Here is a 2,019-nt window from a genome sequence, read left to right as displayed (position 1 = left end):
GTGTTGTAGAAGATTTTCAGGCAGCCCATGGTCTGACAGTAGATGGAATAGCAGGCACAAACACACTTTCGGCAATAGAAGAAGCACTAAAAGATAATCCGCAATATCAAGAAGGGGACAGCGGTGATCATATCGTGTCTTTGAAAGAGGATTTAACTAGCCTTGGGTTTGCAAACTGGTCAAGCCCAACAGAGTATTATGGAAGTATAACTGTTGATGTTGTAAAAGATTTTCAGTCTTACTACGGTTTGGATGAAACTGGTGTTGCAGATAAAAAAACAAGAAACAAAATTTCAGAAGTTCTGAATCCTCCCTATAAAGATGGGGATAGAGGGGAACAAATTATAGAATTAAAAAAAGCATTGGTTGCACTAGGTTTTTCAAGTTGGTCTGATCCAAGTCAATATTATGGAAAAATAACTTCTGATGTTGTCAAAGAGTTCCAAGAAGCATACGGGTTGGAAACAACAGGCATTGTTGATAAAGCTACCTTAAAAACCCTTGATAATAATGTTGTGAAAATATTTCTCGATCCAGGACATGGTGCTCATGATTCAGGTGCTCAAGGGTATGGTTTAAACGAGAAAGATGTTGTCCGTGACATTGCTTTGGACGCTGTAAGTTCCTTGGAATCCAAATACTCAGGGGCAATTGTAAATACTTCCCGAACTAAAGATACATTTGTAGAATTGGAAGATAGAGCGCAAATGGCAAATGCATGGGATGCTGATTATTTTGTCAGTATACACAATAATGCATTTGATGGATCTGGACATGGTTTCGAAAGCTATATACATGACGGTAATGTTACGGTAAATACAAAAGAAAAGCAAAGACAAATCCATCAATATATAGCCAGTGAGTTAAGCATAAGAAATGGTATAAGAGATCGTGGTATGAAAGAAGCTAATTTTAATGTGTTACGTAATACCACAATGCCAGCCATTTTGCTGGAGCTTTTATTTATAGATAACTTTGCTGAAAATACACTTTTGCAAGATCCCAGCTATCGAGCATATATTGGGGAAGTTATAGCAGATGCTATTGCAAATTCATTTGATTTAGAAAGAAGTTAAGTTAATAAACTGATAAGAGATAAGCTCTGCAGGTAACCCTGTCAAGTAGACAATGAAAAAAGAGTGTTTTAATCTGCGGTCTTTTCTTGGTATTCAACCGGGGAAAGACCTTTTAATTTGTCTTGAAAACGATCTTTGTAGAAATCAATATAATCGAGAATGATTTGATGTTCTGTTGTTTTGAGAGTACTAAATACAACTGCTCTGTTTTTAAATATGAGAAGAAACATTCAATACAGTGAATGAGTACTTCCTTTTCTAACGGGATATCTTTTAAATGCTTCAATGTAATTTATAAACCAAATCAAGATCGTTTCGTTCGAACACCTCCCATACGATAACGGGGTGTCTATAACGCTATCCTTCCTCGAATTTCAAGTGAACCATTTCACGGAAAATTCCTATTATAGGTTTTAAAGGGTTTGTCCTTTTTTGGGCATAGAAAAACTCCCATTGATTGTGGTTCATCTCTTTTTACATTTTGCTTATGGATAATACTGTTCTGAAAATAACTTCTGGCTTCTAAATTTTGAATTAATAGCAAAAAATAACAATTAACTGCTTACCATAAATACTAGAATTATATTCTAATTTTAGAAGGATGTTGACACGTGAAAAAATCTCTGACATGGCAACAATCTATTATAAGTTTAGAATTACTGTATAGAGGTTAAACATAAAACACACGGGAGAGCTTATTAAGAAAAGTGGCAATCGTTGGTAATTTAGTTAAGCTATTTTTGTTTTAGGAATATTGTACCAGGATAATACGAAAATTCTGTTGAAAAGTAACGAATTTTATTTCATAATAAACTAGTAGTATTATAAATTCATAGAAGGAGGTGAAAAAAGTGAAATGCAGGAAAACTATAATTCTTTTTGCCTTTATACTTTCTCTCTTCCACTTTAGTCCATACATAGTTGAAGCAACGGATGGAGAAGA

At 34.4% G+C, this 2,019-nt stretch carries 2 protein-coding genes; one reads left to right on the top strand and one right to left on the bottom strand.

Annotated features, from left to right (window positions below; genetic code table 11):
* Positions 1-1,076: N-acetylmuramoyl-L-alanine amidase (locus BM195_RS17985; protein WP_090241690.1), on the top strand; the 1,076-nt coding region annotated here is incomplete at its 5' end.
* A 68-nt stretch (positions 1,077-1,144) separates the two neighbouring features.
* Here BM195_RS17985 and BM195_RS19275 read toward each other — a convergent pair.
* A complete protein-coding gene (locus tag BM195_RS19275) occupies positions 1,145-1,306 on the bottom strand; it encodes an IS3 family transposase (RefSeq protein ID WP_090241688.1) in 162 nt (53 codons plus the stop codon).
* Positions 1,307-2,019: the final 713 nt, after the last annotated feature.

Origin of the sequence: Lentibacillus halodurans (assembly GCF_900112045.1) — a bacterium.
Lineage (GTDB): Bacteria > Bacillota > Bacilli > Bacillales > Amphibacillaceae > Lentibacillus > Lentibacillus halodurans.
This window is presented reverse-complemented; position numbering and strand designations above follow the sequence as displayed.